Source organism: Mesorhizobium sp. M8A.F.Ca.ET.202.01.1.1 (assembly GCF_004791595.1).
Lineage (GTDB): Bacteria > Pseudomonadota > Alphaproteobacteria > Rhizobiales > Rhizobiaceae > Mesorhizobium.
The window spans coordinates 562,161-589,156 of sequence record NZ_SRUN01000002.1; the positions used below are offsets into that span (position 1 = coordinate 562,161).

Annotated in this window: 20 protein-coding genes; 13 read left to right on the top strand and 7 right to left on the bottom strand. The window is 60.1% G+C overall.

What is annotated here, in order from left to right; translation table 11 throughout:
* The first annotated feature begins 220 nt into the window (after positions 1 to 220).
* Positions 221 to 3,025, top strand: coding sequence for a type VI secretion system ATPase TssH (gene tssH, locus EN845_RS07475; RefSeq protein ID WP_135907067.1), 2,805 nt, complete (start codon positions 221 to 223; stop codon positions 3,023 to 3,025).
* 652 nt (positions 3,026 to 3,677) lie between these two features.
* Here tssH and EN845_RS07480 read toward each other — a convergent pair.
* Positions 3,678 to 4,862, bottom strand: coding sequence for an MFS transporter (locus EN845_RS07480; RefSeq protein WP_189522873.1), 1,185 nt, complete (start codon positions 4,860 to 4,862; stop codon positions 3,678 to 3,680).
* A gap of 97 nt (positions 4,863 to 4,959) precedes the next feature.
* Entirely contained in the window at positions 4,960 to 6,555 is a 1,596-nt protein-coding gene (locus EN845_RS07485; RefSeq protein ID WP_127871034.1) for a GMC family oxidoreductase N-terminal domain-containing protein, read from the bottom strand.
* Between the two features lie 443 nt (positions 6,556 to 6,998).
* On the opposite strand from EN845_RS07485, the gene EN845_RS07490 reads away from it, so the two are divergent.
* The 8 genes from EN845_RS07490 to EN845_RS07525 all read left to right on the top strand — a co-directional run bounded on the left by EN845_RS07490 (position 6,999) and on the right by EN845_RS07525 (position 15,919).
* Entirely contained in the window at positions 6,999 to 7,703 is a 705-nt protein-coding gene (locus EN845_RS07490; protein WP_167531280.1) for a hypothetical protein, read from the top strand.
* A gap of 227 nt (positions 7,704 to 7,930) precedes the next feature.
* Positions 7,931 to 8,521, top strand: a complete 591-nt coding sequence (locus EN845_RS07495) for a DUF1349 domain-containing protein (protein ID WP_127870949.1) — start codon at positions 7,931 to 7,933, stop codon at positions 8,519 to 8,521.
* Positions 8,522 to 9,051: 530 nt separating this feature from the next.
* Positions 9,052 to 9,930: a dihydrodipicolinate synthase family protein gene (locus EN845_RS07500; RefSeq protein ID WP_127870950.1), complete on the top strand. Its 879-nt coding sequence runs from the start codon at positions 9,052 to 9,054 to the stop codon at positions 9,928 to 9,930.
* Between the two features lie 79 nt (positions 9,931 to 10,009).
* A complete protein-coding gene (locus EN845_RS07505; protein ID WP_245511665.1) occupies positions 10,010 to 11,590 on the top strand; it encodes an ABC transporter substrate-binding protein in 1,581 nt (526 codons plus the stop codon).
* 66 nt (positions 11,591 to 11,656) lie between these two features.
* Positions 11,657 to 12,625, top strand: coding sequence for an ABC transporter permease (locus EN845_RS07510; RefSeq protein ID WP_127870951.1), 969 nt, complete (start codon positions 11,657 to 11,659; stop codon positions 12,623 to 12,625).
* Positions 12,626 to 12,642: 17 nt separating this feature from the next.
* On the top strand, positions 12,643 to 13,473 hold the full coding sequence (locus tag EN845_RS07515; protein ID WP_127870952.1) for an ABC transporter permease: 831 nt from the start codon (positions 12,643 to 12,645) through the stop codon (positions 13,471 to 13,473).
* 1 nt (position 13,474) lies between these two features.
* Positions 13,475 to 15,058 (top strand): ABC transporter ATP-binding protein, encoded by a 1,584-nt coding sequence (locus EN845_RS07520; protein WP_245511666.1) that lies wholly within the window; start codon positions 13,475 to 13,477, stop codon positions 15,056 to 15,058.
* A gap of 60 nt (positions 15,059 to 15,118) precedes the next feature.
* Entirely contained in the window at positions 15,119 to 15,919 is an 801-nt protein-coding gene (locus tag EN845_RS07525) for an IclR family transcriptional regulator (protein WP_245511667.1), read from the top strand.
* Positions 15,920 to 15,985: 66 nt separating this feature from the next.
* Here EN845_RS07525 and EN845_RS07530 read toward each other — a convergent pair whose 3' ends face one another.
* Positions 15,986 to 16,981, bottom strand: coding sequence for a Gfo/Idh/MocA family oxidoreductase (locus tag EN845_RS07530; protein WP_127870953.1), 996 nt, complete (start codon positions 16,979 to 16,981; stop codon positions 15,986 to 15,988).
* A gap of 130 nt (positions 16,982 to 17,111) precedes the next feature.
* Here EN845_RS07530 and EN845_RS07535 point away from each other — a divergent pair, with 130 nt between their 5' ends.
* On the top strand, positions 17,112 to 17,933 hold the full coding sequence (locus EN845_RS07535; RefSeq protein ID WP_127870954.1) for a helix-turn-helix transcriptional regulator: 822 nt from the start codon (positions 17,112 to 17,114) through the stop codon (positions 17,931 to 17,933).
* A 53-nt stretch (positions 17,934 to 17,986) separates the two neighbouring features.
* On the opposite strand, the gene hisN is transcribed toward EN845_RS07535, so the two are convergent.
* From hisN to EN845_RS07550, 3 genes are all read right to left on the bottom strand, one after another.
* Positions 17,987 to 18,778 carry a histidinol-phosphatase gene (gene hisN / locus EN845_RS07540; protein WP_127308846.1) on the bottom strand — a complete coding sequence of 264 codons (792 nt, stop codon included), beginning with the start codon at positions 18,776 to 18,778 and terminating at the stop codon, positions 17,987 to 17,989.
* A gap of 146 nt (positions 18,779 to 18,924) precedes the next feature.
* A complete protein-coding gene (locus EN845_RS07545) occupies positions 18,925 to 19,950 on the bottom strand; it encodes a glycoside hydrolase family 3 N-terminal domain-containing protein (protein ID WP_127870955.1) in 1,026 nt (341 codons plus the stop codon).
* Positions 19,951 to 20,013: 63 nt separating this feature from the next.
* Positions 20,014 to 21,183 (bottom strand): Gfo/Idh/MocA family oxidoreductase, encoded by a 1,170-nt coding sequence (locus EN845_RS07550; protein ID WP_127871038.1) that lies wholly within the window; start codon positions 21,181 to 21,183, stop codon positions 20,014 to 20,016.
* A 545-nt stretch (positions 21,184 to 21,728) separates the two neighbouring features.
* Here EN845_RS07550 and EN845_RS07555 point away from each other — a divergent pair.
* Positions 21,729 to 22,487, top strand: coding sequence for a DeoR/GlpR family DNA-binding transcription regulator (locus tag EN845_RS07555; protein WP_127870956.1), 759 nt, complete (start codon positions 21,729 to 21,731; stop codon positions 22,485 to 22,487).
* A gap of 30 nt (positions 22,488 to 22,517) precedes the next feature.
* Here EN845_RS07555 and EN845_RS07560 read toward each other — a convergent pair whose 3' ends face one another.
* Positions 22,518 to 23,405 carry a sugar phosphate isomerase/epimerase family protein gene (locus EN845_RS07560; protein ID WP_127870957.1) on the bottom strand — a complete coding sequence of 296 codons (888 nt, stop codon included), beginning with the start codon at positions 23,403 to 23,405 and terminating at the stop codon, positions 22,518 to 22,520.
* A gap of 370 nt (positions 23,406 to 23,775) precedes the next feature.
* Here EN845_RS07560 and EN845_RS07565 point away from each other — a divergent pair, with 370 nt between their 5' ends.
* Positions 23,776 to 25,578, top strand: coding sequence for a thiamine pyrophosphate-binding protein (locus tag EN845_RS07565; RefSeq protein WP_127870958.1), 1,803 nt, complete (start codon positions 23,776 to 23,778; stop codon positions 25,576 to 25,578).
* A 100-nt stretch (positions 25,579 to 25,678) separates the two neighbouring features.
* Positions 25,679 to 26,989, top strand: a complete 1,311-nt coding sequence (gene hisD, locus EN845_RS07570) for a histidinol dehydrogenase (RefSeq protein ID WP_127870959.1) — start codon at positions 25,679 to 25,681, stop codon at positions 26,987 to 26,989.
* Positions 26,990 to 26,996: the final 7 nt, after the last annotated feature.

Here is a 26,996-nt window from a genome sequence, read left to right on the forward strand (position 1 = left end):
TAAACGCCACCGCCTCCAGAGTGCCGGAATCCTTGGTGTGGTGGCCGAAGCTGCAGGCGAACCGCATCGCGGAGGCCGTTTACAGTCAGTGGTGCGGGACTTTCCACAAATGGAAACGAGCCGGCTAAACCGGGCATTGCGACAGCGGTACATCAGGCGCTTTGTCAAGTGATGGCTTATGTGGCAATTTATCGGCTGGCAGACTGCAGGAGCACGTTCGATGGAACAGCGCCGGTCATCGCAGACTTTCAAGCGCAAGGAACTGGTCGGCAAGCTCAATCCTGTCGGTGTCCGCGCCTTCAAGGCGGCTGCCGACACCGCCAAACTGCGCGGCAACCCATACGTCGAACTCGTCCATTTCGTCGAGCAGCTGGTGCTTTCCGACCGCTCGGACGTGCAGATGATCATCGCCGATGCGGGCGTGGATGCGAGCCGGATCACCGCCGATATGACCCGCGCCGTCGACAAGCTCCCCTATGGCGCCACATCGATCGAGGAGTTCTCCGACCATATCTTTCATGCCATTCAGGAAGCCTGGAACCTGGCTACGCTTGAGTTCGGCGTGGAGGAAGTCCGCAGCGCCCATATTCTGCTTGCCTGCCTGAAGACGCCGGTGCTGGAAGGCCTGCTGTCGAAGATCAGCGGCGAGTTTAACAAGATCGATGCCGACGCGGTCATCGCGCGGTTCGCCGATGTCGTGGAGGGTTCACTCGAAGCCGGCACCTCGACCACGCTCTCCGTCGCGGAGGCGCCGAAGCGGGCTCCGGGCGGGGATTCGGCGCTGGCGAATTATGCCACCGACCTGACCCAGCGCGCCCGCGACGGCAAGATCGATCCGGTCGTCGGCCGCGAACCAGAAATCCGGCAGATCGTCGATATCCTGATGCGGCGCCGGCAAAACAACCCGATCCTGACCGGCGAGGCCGGGGTCGGCAAGACGGCGGTCGTCGAAGGCTTTGCCTTGCGTATCGCCGAGGGCGACGTGCCGCCCTCCTTGCAGAATGTCAGCGTGCGCATGCTCGACGTCGGATTGATGCAGGCGGGCGCCAGCGTGAAGGGCGAATTCGAAAAACGGCTGAAGGCCATTATCGATGAGGTTCAATCATCCGAAACGCCGGTCATCCTGTTCATCGATGAAGCCCACACCTTGATCGGCGCCGGTGGCGCGGCCGGAACCGGTGACGCGGCCAATCTCTTGAAACCGGCGCTGGCGCGGGGCGAACTTCGCACCATCGCCGCGACGACCTGGGCCGAATACAAGCAGTACATCGAGAAGGACCCGGCGCTGACCCGCCGTTTCCAGGTGGTCAAAATCGACGAGCCGTCGGAGGCGGTGGCCGTCCTCATGTTGCGCGGTGTGGCCGGTGTCCTGGAGCAGCACCACAAGGTGCAGATACTGGACGAGGCGATCGAGGCCGCGGTCGGCCTTTCACATCGCTATATCCCGGCGCGACAATTGCCGGACAAGGCAGTGAGCCTTCTCGACACCGCCTGCGCCCGCGTCGCCATATCGCAGCACGCCACGCCCGCCGAGGTCGAGGACATCATGCGCCGTCGCCAAGCGCTGGAGGTCGAAAGCGGCATCATCGGTCGCGAGGCTGCGATAGGCATCGAGGTGACTGACCGGCAGGCCCGGGTCGACACCGGACTTGCCGAAGCCGAAATCACGTTGGCCGCGGCTCAGCAACGCTGGGATCGGGAAAAGGCATTCGTCGCCGAAATACTCGAACTGCGCGCCAGACTGCGCGGCGAGGGTGTTCCGCTCGATCCGGTGGAGACGCCGGAAAGCAATACCGCAACGGCGGGCTCCGACACAGTTGAGGCTCAGCCGCCGAAGACCGAAGCGCCTAAGGCCGAAGTGCCCAAGACTAAAACGACGAAAGCCAAAACAGCCAAGACTGATGTAGAAGGACCGGCCGCTGCCCCTCCATCTGATCCTGCCGCCGATCTCGGCCGGCTGCGCGAACTGATGGCCGAACTGGCCGAGGCGCAAGGCGAGACACCGCTGATCCTGCCGTCGGTCGATCGCAATGCCGTGGCGGCGGTCGTTCAGGACTGGACGGGCATCCCGACTGGGCGGATGCTATCGAGCCAGACCGAAAAGGCGCTGCGGCTCGCCGGCAGCCTGTCCGAACGCGTGGTCGGACAGGATCACGCCATGGAGATGATCGCCAGGCGGGTGCAGACCAGCCGCGCCGGGCTCGGCGCGCCCGAAAAGCCGGTAGGCGTCTTCCTGCTCTGCGGCCCTTCGGGCGTCGGCAAGACCGAAACGGCATTGGCGCTGGCCGAAACGCTCTATGGTGGCGAGCAGAACCTGATCTCGATCAACATGTCCGAGTTCCAGGAGGCGCACACCGTCTCGACGCTCAAAGGCGCGCCGCCGGGCTATGTCGGCTACGGCAAGGGCGGCATCCTGACCGAAGCGGTGCGCAGAAAACCCTATTCGGTGATCCTGCTCGACGAGGTGGAGAAGGCGCATCCCGACGTGCACGAAATCTTCTTCCAGGTTTTCGACAAGGGGATGATGGACGACAGCGAGGGCCGCCGGATCGACTTCAAGAACACGCTGATCCTGCTCACCTCCAATGTCGGCTCGGAGGTCATCATGGACCGCACCAAAAATGGCACGCTGCGGGCCGGGCTCGACGATCTGGACACCGCCTTGCGCAGCCCATTGCTGAAAGTCTTCCCGGCGGCCTTCCTCGGCCGGGTGGTGACCATTCCTTATTATCCGCTCTCGGATTCGATGATCGAAGCAATCACCCGTCACCAGTTCGCCAAAATCGCCCGCCGGCTGCGGGCAACCAATGATGCGGAACTGGTAATCGGCGACGGTGTCATGGATCTGATCAAGGCCCGCTGCACCGAGATTGAATCCGGCGGCAGGATGATCGATGCCATCCTGACCAACACGCTGCTGCCGGAACTGAGCCGCGGCGTGCTGAACCGCTCGCTCGAGGGCGAAAAGATGACTAAAGTCACCGTCGGCGCCTCCAAGGAAGGGTTCACCTATTCCTTCGAGTAGGAATGTTGATGACGATTTGCTTCGGCGTCTCGCGCATAAGCAGGCTGAGCCGGTCAGCTCGACGATTTTTGAAGGCATGGAAGTACCTGCCTGCCGTTCCATCTCGGGCCAAAGGGCGAGTTTGTGTGGCGTGATTGACCTACTGACGGTACTTTTCGCAGGGCAATGTCATCACGTCGAGACGCTTCTGTGTGCAAAAATCGAGCGATTGTTCCCGATAGTTGGTGAAACCTCAGAATATTTTTTGTCGCGATTTTCCCTTTAAAATCAAGAGCGTAACTTTTTGACGGACTGTGCGTCGGCTTTCGGTGCCGCAGGTAAGAAAAAACCCAGCTAGATCAATGACCTAGCTGGGTTGGGAACAATCGAGTGGGAGTAGGGGTTAGCGTAGTATAGAGTGCTCCGACGTAGTTTTTCGCAGAAAAAACAACGATTTGCGGATAGTCTCATTCACTATCGATGTCACATCATCAACGCAGTCTCCGACTGCCCTAAATCACTGATTTTTCTGACCCCATGCGAGCGAGGTCTCATTGGGATGTAGGGCCAGTAGATCAATCCGACGATATTTTTGACAGTACTCTTCCGCGCGGCTCAACGTCCGAGAAAAACTTGGCGGCCACACCGCGTTTCGCGCGGGAAACGTCGCTGATCAAGCCATCACCCGCCGCACCGAGCGTGCTGAAACCGAGATGGCGATGAACGCCAGCAGGATGACGCAGAAACTGCCGGCCAGCGACGAGACATGTGCGATCAGGCCCAGCAATCCAGGCCCCAGCAGCAATCCAGCATATCCCATCGTCGTCACGATTGACATTGCCCGAGCGGCCGATGCGCCTCCCGCACGGCCGGCGGCTGCAAAGAGGGTGGGCACGACGTTGGCAAGGCCAAGACCGCACACCGTGAGTGCAACCAGAACAACGGGAAGATTGCCGCCCATCAGGATCAGTACGAGCACCGAACCTGCGCAGATCGTTGCGCAATAGCTCAACATTGTCATCTGCCCGATACAGTTGGCAATGGCGTCACCGAACAGGCGGCCGGTTGCCATCATGGTCGCAAATGCCGCGAAGCCATAGGCGCCTGTGCTTTCTGCGCCGCCGGATCGCGTCACGATGTAAATGGCGCTCCAATCCATCATCCCACCCTCGGCGAGCATCCCCAGAAATGCGAGGCCGCCAAGCAGGTAGAGGTGCTTCGTCAATGCGCTGTCCAACTTGCCGTCCGTCGCCTCTATCGCGTCCGCAGGCCCGTTGAACCGGGCTGCATTGTTCCACCCCGCGCAGGCGACAAGCGCCACTGCCCCCACACCGGCCCCCGTGACGCCAAGGCATACGCTCAAGGCGCCACCGTAGGACAGCATTTGACCGACCACAAACGCGCCGGCTAAGCTTCCGAAACTGAATACGGCATGGAAAGACGACATCACCTGCCGCCGCATGCGGCGCTCCAATGCCGAGGCATCGATATTCATCGAAACGTCGAGCGTTCCGAAACCGGCCCCCGCAAGAAACACAACCGCCGCCAGCGGCCAGGCGCCACCGACATAAGGGAGGGCTATCAGGGTGGCGCCAAAGGTAATCGATCCCAGTAAGCTGAGGACACTGCTTGGAACAATCGCTGCCAAGCGGCCTATATTGGTCATCATCGAGATGGCGCCGAGAGCAAAGCAGATCAGGACCAGCCCGAGTTGCCCTTTATCCAGGTTCATTTGAATGCTGAAGACTGGAAGGGACGAAGCCCAAGCCCCGATCCCGATACCGCCGCCGAGAAAGAACAGACTGCAGAAGAACCGGCTTCGTTTGATGCCTTGGGAAATCGTCGAGACATCGTTCACTATCGTAGGCCTCCGGACTGCTTGTCATTATCAGCCGGCTTGCGGGAGGCCGGCGAGCGCGTGAGGCTGATCTTGGAGATAGAACTGAGGCGCGTTCCTACTTGCCATGCTGGATAAAGTTCGCGGTCCTCTCGCCGATCATAATGCACACAGCGTTGGGGTTGCCGGATATGAGCGTCGGCATGACCGATGCATCTGCCACGCGAAGGCCTTCTACACCGTGGACGCGAAGCTCGGGATCGACGACTGCCATGCCGTCCTTGCCCATTCGGCAGGTGCCGGCCGGATGCAGCGCCGGGTGCGCGACCTCTTGGCAGAACTTTCTCACCTGCAGCGGAGTCGCTATGCCGGCGGACGGGATCTGCCTTGACGCAATGTAGCGACGGATGGCCGGCTGCTCCATGATATCGAACGCTCCCATCGTTCCTTCAACCACCGCATCGAGATCGTAGGTGTCGGAAAAATATCGCGGCGCAACACGTGGATTTTCGTAGGGGTCGGCGCTTCTCAGCGTCACTTCCCCTCGAGATCGCGGCCTGATCTGCCCAAGATTGATGGTGCAGCCATTCCCGCCCGGGACTGCATCGACACCTTCCTCGATGCCGGCTCCCACGACCATAAAGTATTGCACATCCGGGATGGCCTCGCTTGTATTGCCCCACCAGAACGCACCGCCTTCGATGAGGTTCGACGAAGCGGGCCCATCCCGGAACAGGAGGTAGTTCAGACCGGCAGCGGCCTTCCAGTGCGGCTTCTTGTATTTGTCGTAGCTGTGGGGGCCGTTCAACTGATAGACGAGAGATATCTCGATATGGTCCTGGAGGTTTTGCCCGACGCCCGGCAAGTCGGCAACGACAGGAATGCCATGTTCGCGCAAGGCCACGGCGGGGCCGATTCCAGACAACATCAGCAATTTCGGCGAGGCAATCGCACCGGCCGACAGGATAACTTCGCGACTGGCCATAAGCACCCATTTGCGGCCTTTTGCGACGTACTCCACTCCAACGGCACGCCCCTTCTCGACGATTATGCGGGTGACCGTGGAACCGGTTCGAATCTGGAGGTTGGGTCTGCGGCGGGCGGGTTTGATGAAGGCCGTGGCAGCACTGCTGCGCCGCTTGTTCCTGGCGGTGATCTGGTAAAGACCACAGCCGGCCTGGTCGCCGGAATTGAAATCCGGATTATAAGGCAGTCCAGCCTGCTGACAGGCCTGCAGCCAGGCGCGGGTGAGGGGGTGGATGTGGTCGATGTCGGAAACGCCGAGCGGTCCGCCCGCTGCGTGAGCCTGATTGCAGAACCGATTGTTGTCTTCGGAACGCAGAAAGAAGGGCAGTACATCAGCGTAGTTCCAGCCATCCGCGCCGAGCGCCTCCCACCGCGCATAGTCAGACGGAGCGCCGCGGATATAGATCATGGCGTTGACTGAACTGCCGCCGCCCAGCACCCGGGCCTGGACCATGGTCGGCTGTTCGCTTCGCGATTGGCTTGAGGTCGGTTCCCAGGCAATTCGTTTCAGGAGTGATCCTTGAGCAGTCTTGTAGTAGGCGCCCGGAATATGGATGTAAGGATTGAAGTCGCGCGGCCCTTCCTCCAACAGGAAGACCGAGGCATCGGGGTTCTCCGAGAGCCGCGAGGCAATCACGCAGCCGGTCGAGCCGCCGCCAATAACGATGTAGTCGCAATTGGTTTGCATCACTTCTTCCTGCGGACGTATACCCCAGAGGGCCGAGCCATGCGATGTCATGGGCCAAGATCCTAAAACAGCCGCCCCGGTTTTAGGGCCAGGGCGCCGCGCTCAATGTTTGATTGACCGCGGCGAACCTCGACAATACCGAGGCGTCGGCGGCTAGTAGGCAACCTTCGGGTATCGCTGACAACTTCGCAGGATGGCGAACTTAGACGCAACATGACGCGCCGAGAGAGGGGTCGCGCCTTGGCTCAGACATAGGACGCCCGGCAGGTTTGGCCTTCCGGGGCGATAGTTGGAAAGCGGCTGGCGTCAGTGCCGCTCTCGAAGGGCTAAAGGCCTTCGCAAATCGACGCATGAGGGGCGTCAAGTCACGACAAGAATCGTCATAACGCGCACTTCTTTCAGGTGCCACGTTATGGTTTGGTATGGTGAAAGTCACCCTGAGGATGGACGACAAACCCGTGCCCAACCAAACGAGAGACCTTTCGTTTGCCGACGACTTCATCTTCGCCAAACTCGTGGAAGATGTCCGCGACTATGCCGTCGAAGACGCCGTCGTTGTGAACATCAGCCCCAGCGCCATGATCACCGGTGACGAGCATCCGGCAATCGTGCCTGCCTGGAAATCGACATGGCTGAAGGGCGGGCAAATCAAGTCCGCGGAGCGCGCGGCGATCCTCAAGGTGCGAAAAGCCACCAATCTTGGCGGGTGCATGTTTCGCGGTTGGGATTGGCTGGGCAATCGCATCAAAAGCTTTCCGCGCGATACGCCGCTTTTCATTTCGTCGCAGGACGAGATCGGCACGGTGTCGACCGACCCGCTGGTCTTCACCAATGAGCGTGCCGCGCCAGGATCGCCGCAGACGTTCACGCTCAAGCTGAACCTGTGGTGGTCGCCTGGAGACACGGACTGCTTCATCCACAACGAGCACCCGTTCCTGGAAACGCATACGCAAATCCATGGCAGTGGTCGTATGCAGAAATTTCGACTGCGCGACGAAACCACGATTTACGAAGACGTGGTGATGCCTGTCGGTTATTCGCATGACCCGTTTTGCCGGATTACAGGCAAAAACCAGTGGACCTACCCCTGGCATCGCTATTACGCGGACACTGACTCGGTCTGGCTGGCTATAGAACTCCATCCATAACAGTAGTCACGCCATGGTCTCCCACGAGCCTTTCTCGTCTAGCGCCGTCGCGACCACCAGCCCTGTTTTCGTCGGCCATACAAAGGTGGACGAACCTGCATGAGAGCGGGACGACGGGGCTTTGGATCGCGCCCGGCTCTGGTCGCCGGCTGTCGGCCTTTGAGAGCAGGACATGATCAAAACGGCGCTCCACTCGGCGCAATCTCGCAAAGTGAAAGGAAGCACTAATGAAACTCGACAGCTTGCTCGTTGAAGGCACCGACAACGGCACGGCGACGATCCAGGACGATGTGGTGCGGCTTCGCGTCAATGGAAAAACGGATTGGTTCTTCGCTCCAAGCGGCAACAGCCGGATGGCAAATGTCACGCGACTGGTGGGGGAGGTCGAAGACAAGCATTTTGCATTGTCCGCAAAGGTCTCCGTTGAATTCGCGTTCGCCTTTGACGGTGGCGCTCTCTTCATCGAATGCGATGGTGACAACTGGGCGAAGATCGCTTTCGAGTTCTCAGCCGCGCGCAAGCCGACCATCGTCAGCGTGGTCACGCGGACTACATCAGACGATTCTGACGGCCCGGCCTTTCCCGGCGACCATGCGTGGCTGCGGGTCTACAGCGATGGGGAAGCAATCGCCCTCCATTTTTCGACCGACGGCAAATATTGGAACTTCCTGCGCTGGTTCACGCTGCCTGGCATTGCAAAGCGACCCATCCGTATCGGCATGGGGGTTCAATCGCCCACGGGCGAGGGGACGACCGCTGTCTTCTCGGACATCAAACTTTCCGTTGGCAAGATCGATGATCTGCGCAACGGACAATAGTCGAGCCGGCACTCATTGACGACGCCGGGCCGTAATCCGCAACGGCCCGGTTCCTACTTCCGTAGGTCCTGGAAAAGTGCCCATTGCGGCGGCGGTCGCTTTGTCGGCTGGTTGATACCAGGAGAGCGGGCCGGCACATTCGGCGCCGCGACTTCCTGCGGGAGCAAATACGGGCGCGCGGCTTTGTCCACGTCCTGGCGCGAACTGCATTGCGTCGGCCGCATCACGGGCGATGGCCCGGATATTGACGCCATCTCATTTGCCTCGCCTGCTTCCAGTTTGGCATTCTGATCTAGAGCCCGCAAAGCGGTTCCAAGCCAACAGAAGGCCGGAATCATTCGCGTTTCCTCGCCTTCCATTGAACAGAAGACCGGCGATCAACCTTGATGCACGACCATCCGAGGTTTCAAAAACCCGGCTGCGGAAATGTCGTTCGAGCCCGTTGCACGAAACGCTCTTGACAAGGGGAGCGCTTCACGGGATGTTCATTCAGTAATAGTGACTTTCACTGAGTGAAATAAGGATTGGCAATGACGACTGTGCTTCAAAAGGACGAGATCAAGGGGATCATCCCGCCGCTCGTTTCGACCTTCAAACCCGACGGTGATCTGGACCTTGACCTGTTCAAGGGCGAACTGAAGTTCATGGAGAGCGCGGGCATCAGCCTCGCCGTGGTCGGCGGCAGCACCGGTTCAGGTGATGAACTCTCCGCCGAAGAACTCGGCATCCTGGTGGAGACCGCAACAACCAGCAGCAAGCTGCGCGTCATTGCCGGGATAATCACGACCACCACACGCGACGCTATAAAACGTGGTCAAATCGCCAAGCAGAACGGCGCCTGCGCCCTCATGCTTGGACCGCCCATCTACAATACCCCGTCCGGGGAGGGGCTGGATAAGTTCATCCAGGATGTCGGGACGGCGACCTCGCTTCCCATCATCTACTACAATCATTTCTTCAACCCGCCGGCCGTCATGCAGCGCATTGCCGAGCTGCCTGAGGTCATCTGCCTGAAGGAAGTGGCGCTGGAGCCCGTGACGGAGCTGGTCCAGACCGTCGGAGACCGTGTTGTCATCGCCGCGGGTGCCGACAGCGTGAACATTGCTAGCTTCCTGTTTGGGGCAAAGGCATCGATTTCCGGCATCAACAGCGTGATCCCGAAGCAATATCTGGAAATCCATGACGCGCATGCGGCGGGCGACTATGCGCTCGGCCGCAGGCTTACGGACAAGATCGCGCCGCTCGCCCGCGAAATGACCAAGGGCGTCAATTTTCCCGCCCGCATCAAGTTCGCGATCAATGCCCAGGGCCGCAAGGTTGGTGAACCGCGCCTGCCGAATGGCAACCTGGCGAAGGAGGATCAGGACAACATCCTCAAGGCTCTCAAGCATGCCGGGCTGCTTGCCTGAGCCGGGATCGTCTGCAGCTGCCCGTCCGTTGGTCGATTAAACAGGCAAACAAAACAATCAAAACAGAGGGAATGTGGAAATGAGCAAGGACATCAATCGCCCTTACGCCGATCCGACGCTTATCGGGCGCCGGGATCTATTGAAAACAGGCTTGTTGATGGGCACGGGCATGGTGCTGGCGGGGGTCGGGCTTCGCCCGGCCCTTGCCGACGAACCGAAACGGGGAGGGACGCTGCGGGTCGGCCTTGGAGCGGCCGGCGCGAAGTCGTCGCTCAACCCTTTCATCTCGACCGGCGATATGGATTTCGCCGTCGCCCAGTCGATCTTCGATCGGCTCACCGACTTCGACAAGGATGGCAATCTCTACAACAAGCTGGCCGATGACTTCACCCACAACAGTGAAGGCAACATCTGGAAGATCAAGCTCAAGAATGGTGTCGTATGGCACGACGGCGCGCCCTTCACCGCCAAGGACGTCGCCTACACCATCCAGTACATCCTCAATCCCGACAACAAAGCCGATGCATACCCCAACCTGGCACCGCTCCTGGATTCGAAAGGCGTGCGCGCATTGGATGCAAGCACCGTCGAAATCGAACTGAAGCAGCCTTATGCCCTGTTGCCGCAGGTGTTGGGCAGCAAGGTGATGTTCCTCATCAAGGACGGCACGACCGACTTCGAAAAGCCGATCGGCACCGGACCCTTCAAGTTCGTGTCGTGGTCGCGCGGCCAGCGGGTGACACTGGCACGCAGCGATAATTATCGCACGGCAGGTCAGCCCTATCTGGATGGGGTCGAGTTCATCGCGATAAACGACCCCACCGCCCGCATGAATGCGCTTGTGGCCGGCCAGGTCGACGCTGTGGCACAGCTCGACGGAAGCCTCGCGCGGCTCATCGAAGCGAACCCCGCGCTTGTGCTCCTGCGTTCCAAGAGCGGCGCCACGACCGATCAATTCATGATGACAAACCTGAAACCATTTACCGACGTGAAGGTCCGGCAGGCGTTCAGGCTGATGGTCGATCGCCAGCAATTGCTCGACAATGCGCTGTCCGGCTATGGCAGGATCGGCAACGATCTGCATTGCATCACCGACCCGGACTATGCAGCCGAACTCCCGCAGCGTGCGTACGATCCGGATCAGGCCAAATCGCTGCTCAAGCAGGCGGGCTACGACAACAGCCAGGCAATCACCCTCTACACTTCCGACGCCGCTCCAGGCATGCAGGCGTCGGCCACGCTCATCGCCAACCAGGCGAAGAAAATTGGCGTGAACATCGAGCTCATGGTCGTCCCGCCAGACAGCTACTATTCCGGCCCGAACTTCAAAAAGACCCAGATGGGAAGTTCGGACTGGGGGCAGCACACCCTCGAATCCCAATTCGGCCAAGGCTACGCGCGGGGCGCCTACTGGAACGAACCGGATTGGACCAGCGACGCGTTCGACAAATGGGTAAACAAGGCAAGGGCCACATTCGATGCCCCCAAACGCCGCGAATATTACGTGGAGGCGCAGAAGGTGCTCTGGAACGAAGGAGCCTATATCATCTGGGGCTTCCGCGATCTCCTCGACGCCTCCAGCGCCAAGGTCAAGAACATCGTTCCCTCGACCCAGAGAAACCTCGGCTACTATCAATTCGAAGGTGTCTATCTCGCGTAAGCAGCAAGGCCGCCGTGTCGCCAATCAGGCCACGGCGGCTTCCTCTCCTATGAAGAGTGATAGCCCTTGAACAAGCCGTTGCTGCAGCTTTTGCTGACAAGAATAGCCCTGGCTTTCGTCACGCTATTTGCCGTCTCGGTCGTTGTCTTCACCGCGACCCAATATCTGCCGGGAGATCCGGCCCGTGCGGCTCTCGGCGCCAAGGCCGACCCCTCCGCAGTCGAGGCGCTCAGGCGCGAGTTCGGCATGGATCGGCCTGCGGTCGTGCAGTATTTCAGCTGGATCGAAGGCGCCCTCACTGGCGACTTCGGACGATCAATCCCCTCAGGCCGGCCGGTGTGGGAAGCGATCGGGCCTAGGGCCGTCAACACCATGGTGCTGACGGTCACCTCGCTGCTCTTGCTGATACCGCTCTCGTTCGTACTTGGCATTGTCGCTGCGATCTACAAAGACAGGTTGGCGGATCACCTGATATCTGTCCCGACCATCGTCACGGTTGCCTTGCCCGAGTTCGTCATTGGCACCGTGCTGATCGTGCTTTTCGCAGTCTATTTGCGCTGGTTGCCGCCGGTCTCGCTGATCAACGACAGCCTGCCCCTTTCATCCCAATCCAGCCTCTTCATCTTGCCGGTGCTGACGCTGCTCGGCACGACGCTCGCACAGGTCGTGCGCATGGTTCGGGCAGTGGCCCTCGAAGTGCTAAGCGCCGAGTACATCTACATGGTGCGGCTAAGAGGGATAAGTCCGGCGCGGGTATTGATATGGCATGTCCTTCCAAACACCATCACGCCGACCATTCAGACGATCGCGTTGAATGCGGCCTGGTTGGCGGGTGGGGTCGTGGTCACAGAATCCGTCTTTCAACTGCCCGGAATCGGCAGCGCGCTTTCTGACGCGGTCATCAACCGGGACATGCCGACAGTGCTCGCCATCACGCTGATCATCACGGCTACCTACGTGCTCATCAACCTGGTGTCGGAAGCGCTGATCCTTTTCCTCAACCCAAGACTGCGCGTAGCGCGCGGGAAGAACTGAGCCAGGGAGATCGGTCCATGTCCACCTCTGTCCTGCGCCTTACGCTGGCCAAGCCCGCCGCCCGCATCGCCCTGGTCCTGGTCCTGGTCATCGTCGCCCTTGCAACGCTTGGACCCTATTTCAGCCCATACGCCTTTGATGAAATCGTCGGCGCTCCGTTCGCGCCCATAACGCACGAGCATTGGCTCGGAACCGATTTCCTCGGCCGCGACACTTTCAGCCGTTTCCTCTACGGCGGCAGGACGGTGCTCGTTGTCGCACTGTGCGCGACCGTCGCGGCCTATATAGTGGCCGTGCCGTTGGGCATCTATTCCGGGCTGCGGCGGGGGCCTCTCGATGTCCTGCTGATCGCAATCTCCGATGTCATCTATGCCTTGCCGCCGGCCATCTTCCTCTTGGTGCTTCTCGCCTCGACCGGGCCGAGCCTCCCAACCGTCATAGTCGGCATCGTGATCCTGCATTCTCCCCGCATCTTCCGCATCGTGCGTTTGATTACGATGGATATCTCCAAGAACGAATATGTGGAGGCTGCCTTCGCCCGCGGAGAAAGTTGGACGGCGATTTGTTTTCTCGACATCCTTCCCAACGTGCTGACGCCGGTTCTCGCCGACTTCGGTGTGCGGCTTTGCGGATCGATCATTCTTTACGCCTCCCTCAGCTATCTGGGTCTGGGCCTGCCGCCGCCGGCCGCCGACTGGGGCCTGATGATCAGCGAAAACCGGATCGGCATCACCATCTCGCCATGGATCGCCATCGCGCCGGCGCTTGCGATTGCCGTCTTCTCCGTTGCCGTAAACGTTCTGACCGACAGCTTTGCGCGCTCGGTCGGTCGCTCGAAAGAGATTTGAAATGGCCGAAGCAATTCCGCTCGTCGTGCAATCGCTTTTCATGCACGATCTTAACGGCCGCGAGATCGTCAGCGACGTATCCATTGCCGTCAAGCGCGGCGAGGTTCTGGCCATCATCGGCGAGTCGGGATCTGGAAAGACCTCTGTCGCGCTTAGCTTGCTTGGCTTTGCGCGACCGGGAATGCGCATTTCGTCGGGCAAGATCATGATTGGCGGCACCGACATCCTCTCGCTTTCAGGGCGCGAGAGGCGTGCCTTTCAAGGCGGTAAGGTCTCGCTGGTTCCACAGAATCCGACCACCAGCTTCAGTCCGCGAATGTCCATCGGCAAGCAGATGGCCGAGCTTCTCACCGCGCATGGCCATTCGGGGCCTGGCGTGAAGCCGTTGCTGGCCGAAGCTCTGCGCAACGTCGACCTCCCCGATGATGAACGGTTTTTGAAGCGCTATCCCTTCGAGTTGAGCGGCGGACAACTTCAACGCATCGCCATTGCCATGGCCTTTATGACGTCACCGCAAGTGATCGTGATGGATGAGCCAACGACGGGCCTTGACGTCTCTACCCAGCAGACGATCCTTGAACTGATTGCCAGGCTGGTGAAGTCCAGCAACGCCAGCGTGGTGTATGTAACTCACGACCTTGCGGTCGTGAACGTCGTGGCCGATCGGGTGGCCGTCATGCTGTCCGGCAGGATTGTTGAGCAAGGTGGCCGCAAGCAGGTTTTCGCGGAGCCGCGCGACGACTATACGCGCATGCTGCTCGACGCCATACCGCGACTGGTGACCGATAGCCCGGGTCCTGCGGCGGATGACACGACCGTCAACTTCCTTGCATTCCGGAACGTCCTCGAGGTGAAGAACCTGCGCGCGTCGCATGGCCACGTCGAAGTTGTCCACGGCATCTCATTCTCGGTCGGCAAAGGCGAATGCGTGGGGCTGGTCGGCGGCAGCGGCAGCGGCAAGACCACGACAGGCCGCTGCGTGACGGGTTTGCATGGCAATGCCACGGGCAGCTTGTTGTTTGAAGGCCATTCGATACCCTTCGCCGTGTCGAGCCGCTCCAAAGCTGATCTGAGTGCCATGCAGATCGTGTTTCAGAACCCTGACCGCTCACTCAACCCCAAGGAATCGATTGCTCAAAGCATTGCCCGCGCCGTTCGCCTGACCGGGATGACAGACAAGACGAGGGTTGGTGCGGAGGTCCGGTCGCTGCTCGACCGCGTTCGACTGCCGCAAAGAGTAATCGACCTCTATCCCGCGGATCTGTCCGGAGGCGAGCGTCAGCGCGTCGCGGTGGCCCGGGCGCTGGCGTTGAAACCGAAGCTCCTGGTCTGCGATGAGATTACCTCGGCTCTAGACGTGTCTGTGCAGGCAGCGGTCGTCGAGCTTCTGCTCGATCTGAAGAAGGATGGTCTTGCAATGTTGTTCATAACGCACAACCTGCCGCTGGTCTCGGAAATCGCTCAGTCCATCATAATCATGAAGGACGGGGACATCGTTGAGGCCGGGCGAACGAACGAAGTCCTCCATTCGCCGCAGCATCGCTACACGAGGATGTTGTTGGAAGCCGCGCCGCGCCTTAATTGACGGCAACCTCTTCTTGGAGCACCAAGAGGGCGATTGTCATGGAGATTCGCCGGAGCGATCTTGCCCACCGACCTTGCCACCGATGAGCAGAAGAGTGCCCGTTTCGACGCAGTCGATCGGGCGGTTGCCGTTCTACGCGTTCTCGAACGGGCTGACCAGCCGATGTCGCTGTCAATGATTGCCCGCGAGGTCGGGCTGGGCCAACCAACGACGTCGCGCTATGTCTCCAGTCTTGTCGGTCATGGTCTTATCGCCAAGGTAAACGGCAACCGCTATGTCCTGGGCATCGGGCTCTATATTCTGGGGCAGAAATCCCTCCATAGAAGGGATGTGCGAACTGTAGCCCGTCCCTATCTCGAAACCCTGCACGAGCAGTTCAACGAGACGGTCAGCTTCGCTCTCTGGCTGCGCGATGAACTCGTTGTCGTGGACTGTATCGAGGCCATGCAAACCTTGCGTCAGGGGGCGTCAGTCGGCGTGACGAATCCGTGGCATGCCAGCTCCTTGGGAAAGTCCATACTCGCCCGGCTGGATGCGCATGAAGTTAACAGGCTCATCAATTCATCGGGGTTACCCCGCTACACCCAGAATACCCTCGTCACGCTGGACCAACTGCGTGGCGAATTCCCGCTCATACGGGAACGGGGCTTTGCGGTCGACAACGAGGAGTCGGCGATAGGTGGCCGCTGTATCGGGGCACCTGTTTACGATGAGGCCGGACGCCCGCTCGGCGCGATCAGCATCAGCGGGCCGATCGCGCGCGTCACCGACGAGGATCTCCCTTCGACGGGCAGGCGCGTTGCCGAGATCGCGGATCAGATATCGCGCGCCATGGGGTATGAAGGGAAGATGTCAGCCTGACCCCCGCAGCGAGTGATCGGCGGAGCAACCTGCCCGGCTGTCATTTCGACAGCCAGGCTCTGCAGGTTACGGCCGAATTGCGATTGTTCGGCGCTTTGTCGCAGCCGTGGCCACCGCCTCGGCGGCCCGCAGGGCCGCGACATTATCCGAGCCTCGCGCCAGCCAGGACATTTTTCGCTCCCCGGCGCTGACAAAATCCTCGACGGTCGCGACATGGGAGTCTCCGTCGCGAACCGGAACGAGCTCATTCTTGGCGCCATGGCGTCGCATGAGCGTACCCGAAGCCTTCCCGTTCAGCGTGCCATGGGCGATCAGTGTGCCGCGATCGCCGGCGACCACCACCGTGCTTTCCATGTCCATGATCGCGAAACTCTCGAACGTTTGGAATATGCTGCCATCGTCGAGCTTGAAAGCATAGGAAATCTGGTTAGGACCATTGCCTTCATTCGCACCGAGGGCGGAAACTTCCTGAGGCTCCGCGCCCGTGAGGAATCTAGCCAGGTCGATGTCGTCGACGGACATGTCGAGATAGATGTCGCTGTCGCTTTCGAGATCGTCCATCCTGCGCTTGGCTGTCGGCTTGTATGGTCCCTCGCGTGTTATAAGGGTCGATTGAACCTTGCCGATTTCGCCGTCGACGATCAGCCTGCGCATGGTCTGGTGGATCGCCGAAGCCCGGAACGGGTGATGTACGGCAAGCACGATCCCGGCCGTATCGCACATTCGCACCAAAGCGGCCGCCGTCTTGCTGCTTTCAGAGATGGGACCGTCGCAAAGGACGTTCTTCCTGGCCTCCGCCGCGGCAGCGATATAGTGCCCTCGGCGCCCTATCCGCGCGCTGACATAGATGAACTCGACGTCAGGGTCGCCGAGTGCATTCGACAAGTTGGTTGTCCACTGTGGGATATCCAGGTCCTGGGCGAAATGCGCGGCGTCCAGTTTGCGCCGGCTGACCACCCACAGGGGAGTATGCCCTTGCGCCCTGATGCCGGCGACCATCTGCTCCGAGGCGATGGTGCCGGTGCCCATAACCGACCACCCCGTCTTGCCGTGAGTTGCCATGCCGGGCGCTCCTTATTCGGTCCAAGTATGGGCGAATTCGCGTCGCGGAGCCAACTTCGCATCTGATTGAGTTCTGCATTAATGTGGCGTACACAGAGCGTCTAGTCGCGTCACCGGGAAGGCCGCCAGATTGAACCACCTCGCAGGGGATAATGCCGCGCTGGCGGCGAATTTGAGAACCCTCTGCGACCGTCACGGGTCTGTGGCTGCCGTTTGTCGCAAATTAAACGTCAACCGGCAACAATTTAACAAATATTTGTCCGGCGCCCACGTACCGTCGAGCGCCAACCTGCGCACGATCGCGAACTTCTTCGGGCTGAGCGTCCCGATCCTTTTCTCCAACCCGGAGGAATTTCGGACGCTGATCGACGGCAATTTTTTTCATGCAATGTCGACTGCCCGGCATTTGCCTGAGTTTGTGAATTTCCTCTCCAACATTGTTTTTGACAGCACCGTTCAGGATTCCGAGATCCTGGGTGTTTATGACCGGTATCAGTTTTCTTCGATCTACAAAGGCTTCATCCTGAAATCGGCATTCTGCTTGTACAGATCGGATAAGTTTCTGCAGCATTACTATATTGAACGGTTTCCGAGCTTCGACAAGCCGGGAAAAACCGAATATGTCTTTAAGTACTATGGTTTTAGTTTTCCGGTGGCGGACAGGCTATTCACAGCCGATTTCGAAGGCATTCAGAGCAATGAGCTCACCTTCGGCGTCTACGCCCAGGTGAAACGAAACGCCAAGCGCTTCATGTTCGGCATTGCTAGCGGCATCGCGGCCAATGCCTTTCGCCAACCCTACTCAACGAAGGTCGCTTTGCACTACAAAGGACCAGGCCTGCTCCAGCGCCGTCACCTCAAGGAGCTTACAGTGATCGACAGGGGCGACCCGAGCATCCCCAGGGAAGTGCTGCAGTACCTCGGTGACGGGTCCGACATGATCCAGATGTAGTCTCGGAGCCTTCACGGCACGAGGCTGTAGTCCAACGCTACCGCGAAGCCGGCCTATGCCGTGCCGACAAGCTCATTCAACGCCAACCGATGCAGCGCAGGCGTTGCTGAGGCCAGGACCGGCCCTCCCTCTTCGGCGCGGCCACCGTCGATACGGGTGACGACACCGCCTGCCTTTTCAATAATCGGTATCAGGGCCACGATGTCGTAGGGCTGCAGGGACGGCTCAAGCGATAGATCGATCCGACCCGCGGCCAGCATTGCAAAAGCGTAGCATTCCCCGCCATACCGGGTCATCTTCACCGCGCTGTTCAGCCGTTCGAATCCAGCCTTCAGATCGCCATGAAAATGTTCGGGCGAGTTGGTGTGGAGAATGGCGTCGGAGAGATTGTCGATGTTGCGCGTCTTGAGTGCTTTTCGCTCGCCGGCGCGCTGGCGCCATGCGCCCGTTGCGTCGGCCCAAAACCGTTCGCCGATATAGGGCTGGCTGAGCATCCCCATCTCGGCGTGGCCGCGATTGGTTAGACCGATGAGCGTCCCCCAGACCGGAATGCCGCAGATGAAAGGTCGCGTTCCGTCAACGGGATCGAGGACCCATCGCCAGTCGCTGCCGCCGCCCGTCTCGCCGAATTCCTCGCCGAGTACCGCGTGGTCCGGGAACTCTTTCACTATGGCGGCACGCAACGCGATTTCGGCCTCGCGATCTGCCTCGGTCACCGGATCGAACCTGTATCCAGCCTTCACCTTTGTCTCTACGGCGAGGTCGACCAGATAGCGGGGCAGGGTCTCGGCGTCCGCCAAATCAGCCAGATGGTGCAGGAAGGACGAGTCCGGGAGCTTTGACATGGGTTCCATCTCCAACTAGTCGAATGCGGCTGCCGCCTTGGGTCAAACGCTGGATCGAGTTTCAATTTTGAGGTGCGCCCTCTTGTCTGTCTAGAACAAGCACCGGGCAATTTCATCCAGCGCAGGCTTGCGCGACCGGTCGGTCCTCAGGCCGCCTGCAAGGACAGAGCAGAATCCCCAGCCAGCAGACGCACCGCGCTCGCCGCACGGGCAACGACACCTCGTTCGAGTTTGCCGGCGCGGACACTGGCGATGATAGTGTTTGCCACCTCATCGACCTGGGGCCCGCCCGCCAACAGAAGAAGGTCGACGCCGGCTTTGAGCGACGCCATCGCGGCTTCCGGAACCGTGCGGCCGCGCAACGTTCCAGGCAGATCGAGATCGTCCGAAACAATCAGGCCACGGAACCTGTGGGCACCGCGAAGCATCGCGACCACCTTCGCGGAAGTCGACGAAGGCTCGGTCGGATCGATTGCATCGACCGGTATGGGCCCGGTCATGATGGCGCGCACACCCGCCGCAATGGCCGCGTCGAAGCATTTCAGATTGGGTTTGAGCTCGTCCAGCGAGGCAGTGACCGACACAGTCGCGCTGTCGTGCGGGTCTTCAGGCACATGGGGATGGCCGGGAAAGTGCTTTGCTGTTGCCGCCACCCCCTGGCTCTGTACGCCTCTAATGAATGCCGACGCGGCGCTACTGACTATGTCGCTATCCACGGAAAAGGTGCGGTCAAGCAGCCAGGGATTGCTTCCGGTTACCAGGTCTACGACGGGGGCCAGGAAGAAGTTGATGCCGCAGGATTTGGCGGCGCGAGCGGCCTCAACACCAAAGTGCTCGATCTCGGTCTCCTTCATCTCCAGAACTTCGCGCGGATGAGGAAGTTGGGGTCCGAGGGTGTGGAGGCGGTGTACCCCTCCCAGTTCGTAATCGATTGCGATCAGCACGTCGCCGGCAAGCGCCCGCGCGCGATCGTGGTAATCCAGGAGAAGCTGCTGCGTTTCCGATTGCTGCCTAACTGGCGACATGCGACGTGCCACATATTCCTCGCGCGTCGATCCGAGAAGGGAAGCGACGCCGCCGGCACTGAAGAAAGAGGTCGATCCTTCGGTGAACTCGACCTTGTCATAGGCGGGCAGGAGCACTGCATAAGCGTCGCGGGAGAGGTCATCCATTTTTTCAGTCCTGATGTTTTTGCTTTGAGAGGACAGGGTCCAATTATTTGGTGTTTGTCTACGTCAGGAAGCCGGGAACGCGACCCAGGATTTCGACGCTGACGACGTGACGCTGATCTCGGACAGCAGGACGCCCCTTAGCCCTTCGTAGATATCGGGAACCGGCACCTGCAGCGCTTTTCGCCAGTTTCGGCCTGCCTCAAGCGCCGTCGCATAGTCGCTGTACAAGACAGCGAGCGCTTCGAGGTAGCCTTCGGGAGAGCCGGCCGGCAGGCTGGTCGCCAGTTTCGCGTCGGCCGACAGGTCGCCGTTTCCGCGACGATAGGTGAGGTCGCCTTGGCCAAGACGGAAGACGCTAAGCGTTTCCGGCGCCTCCTGCCGCCATTCCATGGTGGCCTTGGAGCCGACGATCTTGAAGCGCAGGCCGTTGCGATGGCCAGGAGCGGCAAAGGAGGACCACAAGACGCCGTTGGCGTTGCCCTCGAATTCCAGCTGGATCAAGTCAGTGTCGTCCAACCCAAAGGAATCGACGGTTCGCATCAGGTTGGCGCTGAGTGCTGTGCATCGGAGCCCGGACACAAACTCGAGGATATTGAAAGCGTGCGTGCCGATATCCCCCAGCGCGCCCGTCGGTCCCGCCTTTGCCGGATCGCCGCGCCATATCCCGCCCTTGCCCAGTTTCGAGGGGTCGTTGACCAACCATTCGAGCAGATACTCAACGTGCATGAAGCGAACCTGCCCGATCTCGCCCGCGCGAATACGAGCGCGCGCGTCTCGGACCATGGGATAGCCTGTATAGGTGTATGTCACGGCAAAGAACGTGTCATTGGCCGCCGCTATCCGCTGAAGCTCGCGCGCCTGCTCCGACGAGTGGACCAGCGGCTTTTCGCAGATGACAGGAATGCCCGCGTCGAGAAACGCTTTGCACGGTTCGAAATGCAGATGATTGGGCGTGACGATGATCGCGACTTCGATCGCATCGTCGCGTGCTGCTTCGGAGGCCGCCATGTCTTGGAAGCTGAGGTAATTGCGGTCCGCAGCCACCCCAAGCGCGTCGCCCGCTTCAACGCATGTTTGCGGGTCGGACGAGAAAGCGCCAGCTACAAGTTCGAAACGATTGGTAAGCCGCATGGCAGTTCGGTGGCGACTTGCAAAGAATGAACCACGACCGCCTCCCACCATTCCGGCGCGAAGACGACGTTTGCGGGGGATGTCATTCGTTAGAAGGCTCATAGGTACCCATTGCGCATTTCGGCCACTGTCTGGACCGGTCGGAGACGGATGTTGTACTCTTCCAATTCGACAGCGGCGGCGCCGAGGAAAAGTCCCAGGGTACCCTTCCACTCGCTAGATCAAGCGACAAGTTCGCACGGTTCCAATCTGTGACGCACAGTGACGCGATGCGCCTAGATCGCTGTCCATCGTGCATCGAGTCCAGACTCCCATTTGAGCGCCGCTCAGCCGCGATGGTATCCGCGCCCCGTAAGCGGTCGGACAGCACGGGTTGGTATGGTGGATACGATGTTCCGCGACCCGTTCCCCCTTTTCCCGCGTCGGAGATGGACGTCCAAATGCGTCAGGAATGATGACTGTGCGAAATTGCGTCGGTGAGCGGCAGGTAGTGAGACTTGTCGACCACATGATCGATGAGCAGCGCCCTTGGCTCGACAGGCAGCGCCGGTTCATGATGACATTGTGGCTTGGGACGGTAGGGAGTTATATCCTCTAGCGATGAAGACGAAATTGGAAGCTGCCCATGATCTGCCTGGGAGGTCTGGATGATGCTTTCGGAAGAGCGTCAGGCGATCATACGCGATAGATTGGCCGAGCAAGGCAAGGTCCTGGCCAATGCGCTAGCGCTTGAGTTCCGTGTGTCGGAAGACACCGTACGCCGCGATCTTCGCGACCTTGCCAAAGCCGGGATTTGCCGCAGGGTCTACGGCGGAGCGCTCGCCAAGGCATCGGCGGCCGGCACCGGAGGCGAGCGGTTGAAAATCTCCGCCACCGATCTCGCGGTGCTGGCTGCTGCCGCAACAAGGCTCGTGGAGCCCGGCGCAGTGATCCTGATGGATCACGCAGCCCTAAGCGTGGCATGCGCTGGCGCTTTGCCCCGTGACATGGCCTTGACGGTTGTGACGAACGCTCCGTCTGTCGCGACGGCATTGGCAGGGCATCGTCAAGCGCGCGTTGTTCTGTTGGGCGGCTTATACGACCACGATAAAGGGTGCTCTTTTGGACCCGTCTGCCTCTCGCAGTTGGAGCAGTTCCATGCCGATCTCTTCTTCGCTGGCGATTGTGCCATAGATGCTTCCGTCGGCCTGACCGCATTCGACCTTGCCGAGGCAGAGATCAAACGCGTGATGTGCAGGCGAAGCGCCGTTCGGGTGGTTTTTGCAGCAATCGACAGGGTGTCAAGGGTTGCACCCTTTCAGGTTGCGGGACCTGGAGAGATCGACCATTTGGTGGTCGGGCGCCACCTAACTGCCGAGACCCTCGAATTGTTTAGCAAGCAGGGCACGGTGATCCACCGCGCATAGGGCGGTTCAAATTGAAGCCTCGACGATCGACTACGAAGGACCTTCAACAAGATCCTGCATGAGATTTTTGAGATCGCGTGCGACCTCATAGCTGTTCATCTGATGCTGCTTGTTGCAGAACAGCTCGCAGCTCCACCAGCCATCGTAGCCGGTGGACTTCACGGCAGTCACCCACTCTCTGAGATCTAGGGCGCCTTTGCCTGTTTCCACGTCGCGCAGTACGGGCTCGTTGGGAACCCCGCCCGCAAACGGGAGAGAGTCGCAGATGTGCACGCCGTAAATCAGATCCTTGTCTAATCGCGAGATTTGTTCGGGACCGTCGCCTGAGGTGTAACAGTGCCAGAAGTCGACGACGAGACGTATGTTGTCGCGCGCTGCTTTCCTGATGGTGCGAAGCTGCCTGTCGAGGGTGTTGAGCGGCGTCCAGGACAGCGCTTCGTGGTAGATGACCAAGTTGCGCTGGGCGGCAACGTCGGCGACCGAGGCCAATCCAGACGCCGTAATGTCGATCTGCTCCTCTATCGGCAGGCCAACAACGCCTCGGTAGAGATCAGGTCGCCGCGTAACGCTGGTGGGATCGAGCGCCTCGAGACTGATTGGACCCGTAATGACCTGAATGCCCCTTGCTCCAACCGCCGCGGCAAGGTCAGTCAACGCTTCCGCGTCTTTCAGCAGGTCCTTTCGAGCGTCGCCGTAGCGTTCCACGTCGAGAAGAAATCCAACTCCTGGGATGAAAGTATCGCCGATAAGGCGCCGCAAATCCTGCGAATTGAAACCAGCGTCCAGGAAAGCGCGAATCTTGGCGCCGGATGCTTCCAGCCCGTCGAAACCGGTCAGGTGTGCGATATCGAGATCAAGTGCCAGCGTGCCGTATCGCGCCACAAGGGCATGCAGGATAATCTGGTTGCGCTTCGACATGGGTTCCACCGTCGTAAGTGGTTGACAATACCAGCAAGCAAGCCATACGCCTTGTGCAAGCGGAATTTCGCGGTGGCGCGAATTCTTGCGCGATATGCAGCACTTATCGCATTACATCGCGTCGAAAATCTCGCGGATTCCGGAAGCGTGTTGCGCGTGGCACGAGCCAGTCTCGGCATAATTCGCCAATCGGCGGCGGGAACGGGTCAACGCGTACTGTCGCAAGTCTTCTCTGATAGCGCGTCACATTGCTTCAAATAAACGTACCCTGCGAACTTGTCGCAAGGCCTTCCATGGCTGCTTATTGAAAGCATGGACGAGGAGCATATCTCGCAACGCCTCGTAAGCCAAAACATAAGAGGGTCGAACAATGAAACTGACCGGTGGGCAGATCGTCGCAAGAGCGCTCAAGGAATATGGCGTCGAATATGTGGCTGGCGTACCTGGACATGGCATCTGGGCCCTGTTCGATGCTTTTCTAGAGGAAGGCTCGCAACTGCCCTTTATCCAGGTCATGCATGAACAGAGCGCCGTTCACATGGCCGACGGCTATTTCCGCGCCAGCGGTAAGCCCATGGCATGTTCGACGTCGGTCGGGCCGGGCGCTACCAACACGATCATTGGCCTGGCGACAGCCTACTGCGACTCGACTTCCTTGTTTTATGTCTCGGGCTCGCCACAGACTTACATGCATGGCCACGGGACCATGCAGGAGATCGAACGTCAGCAGGACAACGCCTTTGCGCGCATCACCGAGCAGGTGACCAAGCGCGCCTGGCAGGCGCAATCCGTCCAGGTTCTGCCAACCATCATGCATCGCGCCTTCAACGAGATGCTCACCGGCCGTCCGGGCCCCGTGCACGTCGAGGTACCGATGGACGTGCAGGTCGAGGCGGCTGATGTGAGCATTCATCCGCTGGACAAGCGCCTGCCCATTGGTGTGGCCTACCCGGATCCGAGCGCGATCGAGGCGGCGGTAAAAGTTCTCCTGAGCGCCGAACGGCCGGTCATCGTCGCCGGTGGCGGCGCCATCACGGCCAACGCTTCGAATGAATTGACGCGTTTGGCCGAGCGGCTCGGCGCGGCAGTTTCGATCACCTGGAACGGCAAGGGCGCCATCTCGGAAGATCACGAGCTCTTCATCGGCGCGGTCGGCCAGACCGGCACGACCTGCGGCAACAAGATCACCGCGTCCGCGGACGTCGTGATCTCGGTAGGCTGCCGCTTTACAGATTGGTCGGCGTCTTCCTACGCCAAGGGCGTTTCGTTCTCGATCCCCCCGGGCAAGCTGATCCACATCGATCTTGACCCGCGCGAGATCGGCAAAACCTATCCTACCGAGGTCGGCATCGTTTCCGACGCAAAGGTGGCGTTGGAGGCAATTCTGGCGTTGCTGTCCGAGGCCGATGCCAAGAAGGCCCTGGCGAAGCGTGAGAAATTCCTGGCCGACGTCCAGAAGGCGAAGGCCGACTGGATCGCCCAGGTGTCGCCGCGCGAAAACAGCCGCGAAACGCCCTTCACGTCGCAGCGCCCCCTGGTCGCTTTGCGCAAGGTCCTCGACCGCAATGGCATTGTGGTTGTCGGTTCGGGCAACACCCAGGGTTCGGTGAAGCAAAGCTTCCCGGTCTACGAGCCTCGCACTCATCTGACTTCAGGCTCTTATTCGCCGATGGGCTGGGCGGTGCCGGCGGCGTTGGGCGCCAAGCTCGCATGCCCGGATCGTCAGGTCGTGGCGATCGTTGGCGACGGCGACTTCATGATGTCGCTGCCCGAAATGGGCACCGCCGTGATGAACGGCATCAATGTGGTGTTCCTCGTGTTGAACAACTCGGGCTACATGTCGATCCGCGGTGGCCAGCGCAAGTTCATGGGCCGTCACATCGCTTCCGAATTTACCCATCATTCCGGCAATGGCCAGCCTTACTCTGCCGATATCACGGCCTCCGCCCGCGCATTCGGGCTCGAAGCCTGGAAAGTCGAGAAGGATGAAGATCTCGAAAGCAGCCTGAAGGCAGCTCTGGAATGCGGCGGCCCGGCTCTCGTCGAGGTCATTGTCTCGCGCGACGCGGCGGGACCGTTCGCGACCGGCTGGTGGGATTTCCCGTCGCCGGCCTACTACGAAAAGGAACAGGCCGGCTACGCCGAGATGCGCGCCCGCGAGCAGCACCTGTAGCAGGATCGACCTGAGGGCGGGCCGGCCCCGTCCTCACACTTCACCACCCATCTCGTTGAGGATGCGGCGCCCACGCGCTCGCGAACGAAGAGTTATTGTCATGATACGCACCGTCAAGTCCGCCCGAGGCAGTGTCGCAGACGATGGTCAGCCGGCAGTCACTGCGACGGTTCAGGCCTTGCTGGCCCAGGTCGAGAAGGGCGGCGACAAGGCGGTGCGCGAATTATCCGTCCGCTTCGACAAGTTTGACAGGGATGACTATCGCCTGACCAAGGCCGAGATCGACGGATGCATCAACGCGTTGACCAAGCGCGAACGCGAGGATCTCGATTTCGCGCAGGACCAGGTTCGCAGGTTCGCCGAAGCCCAGCGCGCGACCCTTCTCGATCTGGAGATCGAAACGCTGCCGGGAGTCGTTCTGGGTCACAAGAACGTCCCGATCCAGAATGTCGGATGCTATGTCCCGGGCGGCAAATATCCGCTGCTTGCGTCGGCCCACATGACCGTCTTGACCGCCCGAGTGGCTGGCTGCGAGCGCGTCATCACTTGCGCCCCTCCGTTTCAGGGCAAGATCGCCGAGAAGATTGTCGCCGCCCAGGCCCTCGCCGGTGCGGACGAAATCTACTGCCTAGGCGGCGTCCAGGCGATCGCCGCCATGGCCTACGGCACCGAGACGATCGCTCCCGTCGATATTCTGGCCGGCCCGGGCAATGCCTACGTGGCAGAAGCCAAACGGCTGCTGTTCGGCAAGGTCGGCATCGACCTTTTCGCCGGTCCGACCGAGACGCTGGTGATTGCTGACGACAGTGCCGACGGTGAGATCGTGGCCACGGATCTGCTTGGCCAGGCGGAGCATGGCGTCAACTCGCCTGCTTTGCTGATCACCAATTCCGAAAAACTTGCCCGCGACACGCTGGATGAAATCGAGCGTTTGCTGAAAATCCTGCCGACCGCGGCTGTCGCGGCCAAGGCCTGGGAGGATTTCGGCGAGATCATCCTGTGCGATACGATCGACGAGATGGTGGCCGAGGCCGATCGCATCGCCTCGGAGCATGTCCAGGTCATGACACGTGATCCGGACTATTTCCTTGAGAAGATGAAGAACTACGGCGCTCTGTTTCTGGGTGCCCGCACGAACGTGTCGTTTGGCGACAAGGTCATCGGCACCAACCATACGCTGCCGACCAACAAGGCCGCGCGCTACACCGGCGGGCTCTGGGTCGGCAAGTTCCTCAAGACCTGCACCTATCAGCGCATCCTGACCGACGAGGCTTCGGCCCTGATCGGTGAGTACGGCTCGCGTCTGTGCCTGATGGAAGGGTTCGCGGGGCATGCCGAACAAGCCAACATCCGGGTCCGCCGCTACGGCAGAAAGAACGTCGGCTACGCCATGCCGGCTGATCCAAGCTGACTCCAAC

What these genes read in the sequence shown, in the direction of transcription:
- EN845_RS07505 (WP_245511665.1), top strand. Translation starts at nt 10,010, where the DNA reads ATGAGCAAGGACATCAATCGCCCTTACGCCGATCCGACGCTTATCGGG.
- EN845_RS07485 (WP_127871034.1), bottom strand. Translation starts at nt 6,555, where the DNA reads ATGCAAACCAATTGCGACTACATCGTTATTGGCGGCGGCTCGACCGGC.
- hisD (WP_127870959.1), top strand. Translation starts at nt 25,679, where the DNA reads ATGATACGCACCGTCAAGTCCGCCCGAGGCAGTGTCGCAGACGATGGT.
- tssH (WP_135907067.1), top strand. Translation starts at nt 221, where the DNA reads ATGGAACAGCGCCGGTCATCGCAGACTTTCAAGCGCAAGGAACTGGTC.
- EN845_RS07490 (WP_167531280.1), top strand. Translation starts at nt 6,999, where the DNA reads ATGGACGACAAACCCGTGCCCAACCAAACGAGAGACCTTTCGTTTGCC.
- EN845_RS07515 (WP_127870952.1), top strand. Translation starts at nt 12,643, where the DNA reads ATGTCCACCTCTGTCCTGCGCCTTACGCTGGCCAAGCCCGCCGCCCGC.
- EN845_RS07500 (WP_127870950.1), top strand. Translation starts at nt 9,052, where the DNA reads ATGACGACTGTGCTTCAAAAGGACGAGATCAAGGGGATCATCCCGCCG.
- EN845_RS07530 (WP_127870953.1), bottom strand. Translation starts at nt 16,981, where the DNA reads ATGGCAACTCACGGCAAGACGGGGTGGTCGGTTATGGGCACCGGCACC.
- EN845_RS07495 (WP_127870949.1), top strand. Translation starts at nt 7,931, where the DNA reads ATGAAACTCGACAGCTTGCTCGTTGAAGGCACCGACAACGGCACGGCG.
- EN845_RS07545 (WP_127870955.1), bottom strand. Translation starts at nt 19,950, where the DNA reads ATGGATGACCTCTCCCGCGACGCTTATGCAGTGCTCCTGCCCGCCTAT.
- EN845_RS07550 (WP_127871038.1), bottom strand. Translation starts at nt 21,183, where the DNA reads ATGAGCCTTCTAACGAATGACATCCCCCGCAAACGTCGTCTTCGCGCC.
- EN845_RS07565 (WP_127870958.1), top strand. Translation starts at nt 23,776, where the DNA reads ATGAAACTGACCGGTGGGCAGATCGTCGCAAGAGCGCTCAAGGAATAT.
- EN845_RS07520 (WP_245511666.1), top strand. Translation starts at nt 13,475, where the DNA reads ATGGCCGAAGCAATTCCGCTCGTCGTGCAATCGCTTTTCATGCACGAT.
- EN845_RS07560 (WP_127870957.1), bottom strand. Translation starts at nt 23,405, where the DNA reads ATGTCGAAGCGCAACCAGATTATCCTGCATGCCCTTGTGGCGCGATAC.
- hisN (WP_127308846.1), bottom strand. Translation starts at nt 18,778, where the DNA reads ATGTCAAAGCTCCCGGACTCGTCCTTCCTGCACCATCTGGCTGATTTG.
- EN845_RS07555 (WP_127870956.1), top strand. Translation starts at nt 21,729, where the DNA reads ATGATGCTTTCGGAAGAGCGTCAGGCGATCATACGCGATAGATTGGCC.